This is a genomic window from Endozoicomonas sp. ONNA2 (assembly GCF_024606365.1).
GTDB lineage: Bacteria > Pseudomonadota > Gammaproteobacteria > Pseudomonadales > Endozoicomonadaceae > Endozoicomonas.
On record NZ_JAHHPO010000961.1, the window covers coordinates 1 to 8,711 of the forward strand.

Consider the following 8,711-nt stretch of genomic DNA (forward strand, 5'->3'; position numbering starts at 1 on the left):
GTTTAAATTAGCCTTGATTGGAACGATCGTAAGGCCGATTCTATCGCCCTGGCTCTGGGCAAGTAACCTTCTGGCAAAGTGCTCAGATCAATTTGGTCATAATGGCCGTTCGCAGTACAGACCGTTCTTGGCGTTTTACTGAATGGATTCCCTGCAAAAAAATGAGGTCCGGAAATGACCCACTCATCTGCTGATTGTGGCTGATAAGTCGGGTTCTCCATACGGGTAATAATACCGTCTCTTTGAGCATAAGTTTCATCGAACATGACAGTAGCCATATACTGCCCTTTGAGATCGCCAAGTCGTTGAGGTGCAGAGGCGAATTTCTCAAGCACTTTCAGCAGTGGCTGGCTATGCACTTGGGGCAGTCGAGCCTGTTCCGGTGGTGTATCTCCATCTTCAAAAAGCGTGGCAAAAAGAGCCAGTTCGTTCTTGGTGATATGGATGATACGGGCAGGGTGGCCTCGGGTTTCCCATGCACCGGAATCTGTCTTGATACCAGGAATCACATGGTCATGTGTACTCCTTGTTTTAGACTGTTCAATGGCTCCCGGTGAGAAGAGGTTAAAAATAGAGTTAAAGGATACCCTGTTGGCCTCACCACAATAAATGTTAATGCTAAAAGCCATCACATGGTGAACATCTGCGAATAGGGTCAGCTCATTCTTTAACTGATAGTGTGCCTTTAGTCTTTTAAAATAGCTTTCTCGGAAGAGCCCGCCTTTTGGGTCATCAAATACACCTTCAGGATGAAGCAAACCTGCTATGCCATATGAAGATAAAAGACCCCATGAGCGTTCAATAAAATTCTTATATAAGTTGGTTTGTACCCCAGCCAGTGCTGGATAAAGAGTTCTGTCATTCAGAAAAACAGACGCACCTTCACCGGCAGTAAAAGCATTCCGGTATGTTGTGCGTCGTTGCTTATCATCCAGCAATTTTGGTCGCGTACTGTTGTATTTAGCGGATTTCGCTTCTCGCACCCCCAGCAGCGCATCAAACTCACTGAGCAGTGGCGCATCATTCCAGGTCACTTTCATCCAGGGTGGATTACCAAACATCAAGTCAAAACCGGCAGGTTTTACCCTGCCTGCTTTTGGTCCCAGAATTTCGGTAAATATCAGCTCCCAGTGATGAAAATGCTGCTGGGCATCAACCTCTTTTGCCACCTGAAACCAGGGCACAAAATTAGCGAGCATACTGGCATCCGGCAACGACTGTCGTGTTTCCTGAAACAGGGCTTCCAGGTCAATCTCTTCGCCAAGGGTAATATCCAGCATGGCGCGAGTGGCTTCGTTATTCACTGAGTCACAGCCCAGCAGAACTTCTGAAGCCGCCAGCCAGGCCATACGGGTGGGCAGTTTTTCACTGTGTTGCAATGGCCAGAAATAGAGACTGCACCAGCTGTCCATCAATAATCTGAGCCGTTGATAAGCCCCGGAGCTGGCTTCCAGTTGTTTTTTCTGACTTTCCTGGCTGACCAGAGAAGGGCTGGGCTTCAGAGCATCTTTATGATCTGACGGCATTGGCCAGACGGTGGCGGTACATTCAGTGGCTTCCAGCCCGTTGATCCGGTGTTCGGCGTAGTCTTTCCAGAGCTGGTCAATGCGCTGGCAAATGTCTCTGGCCCTGGCAATATCTTCCGGCCGCCAGTTTTGCTTAACCTGCTGATTGCGCCAGTCTCGCATGGTGTTGCAATGGTCAGGCCAGTATCTTCTCATCAGCGAGTCGTTGGCCGCCGGGACCATATCTTCATCCCAGACCAGGAAGTGATAGATTTCATCGTCCTTACGGGCTTCGCCGGGTTTAAGCTGACGGGGCGCTTCTGCTTTTTTTCCGTAAAACTTCTCGGTAATCAACTGGTTTTCAGTCCAGACGGCACGACGGGCACCAATCAGGCTGTTACCGGCCCGTAAACGCAGGCCAAACCAGGGAGTGGCACCGGGACGATAGATATCCGGATTGCCATTTTCACCGGCTTTCAGCTTCAGCCGGTGGATGGTGGCCAGCCACATGGACAGTGCGCCCAGTTCCACCGCCGTCGGGTTAAGGTCAACCCCATAGACATTATGCACGGCGATAAAGTGGCGTACACGACGGAGTTCATCTTCATAGTCGCTGGGGTCAATAAACCGGTTCAGTTGTTCCTGTTTAAGTTTCAGGTATTCATTGGCCAGCTGGTCTGTGGCTTCCACCAGGAAGGCGGCTGACCCCATGGCAGGCTCACAGATTTTCAGCTTGAGAACCTGGTCGGCATCTTCCGGGGTGAAATCCTTCAGCCGCTCCTGCAGGGCTTCCCTGACCAGGGTTCGGGTCAGCACTTCCGGTGTGTAGTAAGATGCGCTGTTTACCCGGTCTACACCGTTCAGGTGGAGAATAAAACTGCCTTCTTTATAAACTCTGGGTTGTTTCGTACTGTGTTCAAGTACGATCTCACCTTCTTTAAATTCATCCTTGCGGGATTCCGGAACAAACCAGGTGGGTGTTTTAGGGTCAATGGCATTATCAAGCACAACGGGGTGAGGGTTTGCTGCCGTGCCTTTCGGTGCTGTCAGCACTTGAATCAGCTTCTCTTTGGCAAAGAAGCCTTTGTAGGACAGCAGGCCCTCATAGACGGAACCCAGTTGAACAATACCCAGCTCGGCGTAATTGATCCGGCCAATACGTCTGCTTCTATCGCCGGTACCCAGGCTCAGGCAACGGATGACGGAATAAAGTACCCCGTTAGGCAGTTTGACCCGATTCAGCAATGGGGTAGAGGAAGGGTCGAACAGGGTCGCGGTCAGTGGTTGCATAATGAATGTTTTGGCGCCACTGTCTTCGGTTTGCTTGCCCATACTCAGCGTTTGCTGTTTCGGGCCGCCGAATAAACCGGCCTGAACCGGAATTCGGAAAAAGTCAGAATCTGTCTGGATTTGGGTTTGCTTACCACCACTGGCGTCTTTTTCCGGGTGGAAGCCCTGATGAATCAACCGGAACAGTGTGTTCAAATGCTCGGCATAGTAAGTGCCATTCTCTGTGCTGGTGGATGGCTCAGAGAGTTCCACCAGGTCACGAAGGGCCTCCAGACTATAGCCCCGTTGATAGTCATCGTCGTTAATGGGCAGAATGCCCAGCTCGCCCCCCCGGGCTTCGGCATAGAAGCAAAACAAAAGACGGTAGACGTAGATCAGGGCATCATGGCGTAACTGTTCACTGGTTACCTCCCGACTACCATCGGGCAGAGGTTCTTCATGGTCTCCCAGTTTCCGATAGCCCATCTTTTCCCGGCGACGGGCATCAACCCAGCCATTGGCAATGGTTTGAATAGCGTCACGAACCGCTCCCTGTAGTTTTTCGGAAACACCGTGGGTGCTTTTCAGGCTGCCTTCGCGCAGTTTTTCGTGCAGCACCTCATCAGTTTCTCCCTGTGGTGCCAGTGATTCCATCGCCACCAGGGCACAGATGGCTTCAAAGGTTTTGGCCTGTTTGCGGTCATAGGCCTTATCCAGGTCAATATAGAGGTAGCGACCCTGGGCGTAGGTGTGGGCATCAAACAGGTAGATACGGCTGCCGGACAACAGCATTAACCAGCGGGGGCGATCTTCCTGTTTGAAAATCATGGCCACCGCTTTCTCCCAACTGTTGATATAGGTGGGCAGCCCGTCGATGGTCTTTGCGGAAGGGATAACATCAACTTCCAGCGGCTCTTCTTCATTCTCGGCACTGGGAAGGCAAAAAGGTGTCGCACAGATAACCAGCCAGGGCTGATTATGGCGGTTCAGACGAAGCAGGGCGGGTACCTGTTTTTGTTCACTTTCCAGCGCCAGGGCAAAGGCATGCGGCTGATAACCCAGTGCGTGGAGCAGTTGGCTGTGCCAGCCTGTCAGCTCTTTATCTTTGGCCTGATGGCGGAGTTCCGGACCGGGGTAATCCATGGCCTGGGACTTTGCTTTGAAATAATGCTCAGACAGACTCTGGAGACGCCTTGGTACAGAGTTTGAGCCTTCTTCTTTCCAGCGTTTGGCTTTGTCTTTAATGTCTTTTTCAAAGCCGTTGGCATCAGCCAGATAGTGGGCGGCGTAGTAGTCGCCGACATTTTTGATTGCCGTATCCAGTGCCATATTATTTTACTCCTTCCACCACCAGAATCAGACGGGTGGTTGGCTCGTCGCTGGCACGATAATGGGTTGCTTTCCAGTTTTCAGAACGGTCCGCCAGGTATTTTTCCATCTCTTCCCGACGCTGTCTTTCTCTGGCGGCCCGTTTTCCTTCCGGGGGCAGGCTGGCCAGTTTTTTATCAATATGGAACGCCCACTGTTCAAACCAGTGCTTGAGACGCTGCTCTTCTTCATCGAGCCTGGGTTTAAGCAGTTCCTGCCGCTGGTCTTTCAGTTTTTTCATGTGCAGCAAGCTTTGTTCCACCGCTGAAGTGACAAAGCCCTGCATCAGATCCGGTTTCATCTCTCCGGTTTTCCCGCTGTTAACCAGTTCTTCAAACCGGACTGTGGCCAGAGACTCTTTGAGCGGTCTTAATTCATATTTACCGCCTTTGCGGAATGACATGGCGTGAGGGTCCACAATAAGCGGTGTACCTGCCCGGGAGCTGACCTGGCCAATAAAACAGAACAATAGTTCTCCATCTTCCAGATGTGGTGAAGATATGATGGGGGCTTCACCCCGAGGCTGGATCATCATCAAACGTTCTGACAGCCATTGCAAAACAGGGTGTTGTTCGGTGAGCAAAAGCTCTTTGGACCACTGGCCTTTTTGTGCCAGTGCGGCCTTGATGGCGTTATTCACCCGTGCGGGACTGGCTGTTAAATAGAGCTGTTGGTCATCAGGCCAGGCTTCTTCAGGAATGGCGGTAGAACCCATAACCATGCCGGAACTGGCGCCTGGCATACCCAGCCTTCTGGCCAACTCTTTAGGCGGAGTGAGAATAAACTGGTGTTTGGTTTTTTCCAGATTGTGCCAGTCTGGTGCATCCAGTTCTTCTTTCAGGGTGCGGTAGCCAAGTTCCAGAAAGCGCTCTTCACTGAAAAGGCGAACTCTTGAATTATCAACGTTTTTATCTTCAATGGCGTTGTTTTGGCTTATCTCACTGGTTTGTCCCATCAACAATGCCAGAAAGTCCTCGTGTCCCTGGCTGTTAGCCTCTAACAGCAGGGATTCGAGTCCAGCGCTTTCGGTGGTGTCGGGATTGGTTTTCTCCAGAACGTCTTTGTTGTTGGCCATAATGCCCTGGTTGGCGATAAAGTCTTCTTCCTTTTTTGCGTCGTGGAGTTTCAGCACACTTTCGCCAGTGCGCGTGGATCGGTTGATTTCTTCCACCTTACCGATCAAGCGTTCAAAGATGTCTTTATCACCGGCCATAATTCCTTCGGCGGTTTCTACCATCAGGTAGCGGATAATCGGACTGTGTTTCTGGCCAAAGCGGTCAACACGGCCATTACGCTGAATCAGGGTGATAATGGACCAGGGCAGATCATAATGAATAATGTTGTGACACTGGTGGTGCAAGTTCACACCTTCAGAGGCCACCTCTGTTGCAATCATCATGCGAATAGGGCTACTGCCTGTGCCAAATGCTTCGACGGTGCTGGCCAGGGCTATATCGGACATTCCTCCGTGGATAGTGGCAATCACCTGTTCAGGCTGGGCTTCCTGTTTGTTGCTGTAGGTAAGCTGAAAGTGTTTTGCCAGGGCAGCGGCAAGGTGTTGCTGGGTTACCCGACTTTCTGTGAATAAAAGCAGGCGAGGGCTGTCGGCTTTGCCCTGCCAGTTTATTGCTTCCAGCTGGTTAATCAGCAGTTGGAAGCGAGCACTTGTACTGATGGACAGGGGTTTAAGCAGTTTTACCAGTTTTTCCAGTTCGGGGATTTCCGCTGCTGCGGGGTCTTTTTTTCGAATCTGGTCTAATCGTTTGCTGGCGGTTGACAGGCAGGCCTCAGGGCTGGAGAGAAATGATTTATACATTCCCCATGCCACAATGGCGTTGGATTCGATGAGCTGGTCTTTTACTTTCTTGCGGATGGTTGCCAGCTGTCGGTAAGCCAACTCTTCCTGATCGGTTGCCTGGATAGACGTTTTTTCCAGATCAATCACTTCTCTTGGTGCGAAATTATCCCCTGCTTCTCCCCGTACATCTTCCTTGAAGCGCATCATAAAGAAAGGCGCGATATCTTTGGCTTCATAATCTTTGAGCTGAGGATCGGGCACCGCAGAGGGGTCCAGCAGACTGATCAGCCGACCGAATGTTTCCCGTTTGCCGTTGTGTGGTGTTGCGGTGGTCAGGATCATGCTGTTGGCACGGCGGGCGAGTCGTCTGGCCAAACGGTAACTCAGGTGTTTTTCGGGGTTAGTGCCGCCCGCCACATTGTGGGCTTCATCAATTACCACTACGTCCCATCGGGTGTTTTCCAGGAAATGGCTATAGCGGCCAATGTCTTTGAGGGTATCGATGGAGATTATGATCCGCTGGTATATTTCAAAGGGGTTCTTTGAAGCGGGTATTTTTAGCTGCAATTTGGTGAGCGCATCAGAATCCATTCGAATCAGGGGAATGGTGAAACGGTTCCAGAGTTCTGCCTGGAACTGAGCCAGCATGGACTTTTTCGCCAATACCAGAATGCGATCTCCCTGACCCCGTTTCATCAGTTCACTGAGGATCATCCCGACCTCAATGGTTTTTCCCAGGCCTACCGCATCAGCCAGAAGCAGGCGTGGCCTGAGTTGACCAATCGCACGCTGGACTGCCTCGGTCTGGTATTTCATGGGCTCGAATGCCCCCATTCCCGCTACATGGGGATTTGGGTCTGTCAGTGGCATTTGCCTGAGTTGAGCCTCCAGAAAGAGCTTGGATTTGTTGTAACTGTTAGAATCGTCCCGAACCAGGCGGGTTTTTCTTGGATCAACCTCTTTAATGGTCTCCAGTTGGGTCAGGAAGGTTGCCTCGTGACCTCTGGTTAAATTATCCACCCCCACACAATCAATAACCTGATCCTGCAGACGGTTTGCCGGCCTGACTCGGGTTACCAGCCACTCTGCATCGCGGCAGATAATTCTCATTCCCGGGGTATAGATGGTCACTTGGATGGTTCCTGGCTATGGAGGTTAAAGTAAGCCTTGTTCAGGAGCGCCCCCAGCTATATGAGCCACATTATGGCCAGTATTGAGGAGGGAAAAAGACACTGCCCAGATATTGCCTGTGTAGTTGATTACGGTGTCATTGCTCCGGGTTGGAGGTTATAAGCAGTAATCCTTGTACACTGAGGATTTTGCCAGTTTTTGCTCAAGTGTTACAGCAGTGCTTTGTAGCGTGTCATTAAACGGAATTTTTAGTCGAAATATACTGTCCAAGAATCTTTTGTGTACTGGAGAACCAGATCTTATGGCAGGTGCTGAACAGGATCCTATTAGTGTCATTAATCAAATCAGAGACAATCTCAGGGATCGATATGAAAATGGTTTTCCTGTTCTGAAAGAAATAATACAAAACTCAGATGATGCCACTGCGGATAAACTGGTTATGGGATGGTGTCAGGGGGTTGAAAATCCTGACAATCCACTGCTTCGGGATCCGGCCATATTTTTTATTAATAATGCTCCACTCAAAGAGGAGCATGAGAAAGGCATACGTTCTATTGCTGCGGGTTCAAAAGCGGACTCTAAAGCCTCGGTTGGTAAATTTGGCCTGGGTATGAAGAGTCTTTTCCACCTGTGTGAGGCATTTTTTTACCAGTCTGATCAATGGCAGGAGTTTGGCTGGGCTGCAGAAGTCTTTAATCCATGGGGTGAGGAATATCGCCCTGATTGGCATGAGTACTCAAAATCCGACCAGGCAAAGATTTTTCAGAAACTGAGTCGTGTTATTCAGCGTTTTGCGGTAACGAAGGACTCGCCATGGTTTATTGTATGGGTGCCCTTGCGAACTCACCAGCAAATTCCAGCAGGTGAAGGCTCGATAGCTGGAATCTTTGAAGATGATGGCGATGTACCGGAATTTCTCCTGGATAAAAACCTGCCGGGGAAAATAGCAGAAATATTTCCTTTGCTGAAGCAGTTAAAGCAAGTCGAGCTGTTGATTGAAAATAAGACTGATTCCTTTGAAAGCATTTTTACGATTCAGATCGGCAATAAGTCTGAACGTAGCCGGTTTATTGGTGACGCTATTTTATCCGATGCGTCCGTGAAAGCTGGTTGGGCTGGCGAGGTTTGTATAAATCATTCAGGTTCTGATAGTCGTATTCAATATGCGGGTGTTGAAAGAATTCTTCAGTCGGACAAACTCGCTGAAATAAAAAGAAAAGAAAACGGATGGCCCTGTAGTTTTCAGAAAGATATCAAAACAGGCAAGGTAAAACATGCCCCGGATAAAGCTGAGCCCCATGTAGCCATAGTGATTACCAGGACGCCAGCAAAAGACCAGGCTCATATTACGGCAAACTGGGCTGTATTTTTGCCCCTTTCTGAAACGCCGGAGTTTAAAAGAGAAAATATCCCAGGTGATTTTAATTATCATATTTACCTTCATGGTCACTTTTTTGTCGATGCAGGCCGCAATGGCATTCATGGCCATGATGCGATCGGTAAAGATGCCGATTCTCCATGGCGGGAAGGTGATGAGAAAGCACTTCTCAGGGCATGGAACCAGGCTCTGGCTAATGAAGGGACGCCAGGAGGCTGTCCGAGAATAGACTGCCCTGCTGCGGTGGCAGCAAATTGGTCTA

3 protein-coding genes are annotated in these 8,711 nt (G+C 50.0%); 1 reads left to right on the top strand and 2 read right to left on the bottom strand.

From position 1 onward, the window contains the following. Positions 1-2: 2 nt before the first annotated feature. Together KDK14_RS17030 and KDK14_RS17035 are read right to left on the bottom strand one after the other, a co-directional pair. Positions 3-4,103, bottom strand: coding sequence for an N-6 DNA methylase (locus KDK14_RS17030; protein WP_257266379.1), 4,101 nt, complete (start codon positions 4,101-4,103; stop codon positions 3-5). A 1-nt stretch (position 4,104) separates the two neighbouring features. Beyond that, positions 4,105-7,071 (bottom strand): DEAD/DEAH box helicase, encoded by a 2,967-nt coding sequence (locus KDK14_RS17035; protein ID WP_257266380.1) that lies wholly within the window; start codon positions 7,069-7,071, stop codon positions 4,105-4,107. Between the two features lie 301 nt (positions 7,072-7,372). Between KDK14_RS17035 and KDK14_RS17040 the strand changes: the two genes are divergently transcribed. Next, positions 7,373-8,711, top strand: a 1,339-nt coding sequence (locus KDK14_RS17040; RefSeq protein WP_257266381.1) for a sacsin N-terminal ATP-binding-like domain-containing protein, incomplete at its 3' end; no start/stop codon positions are given.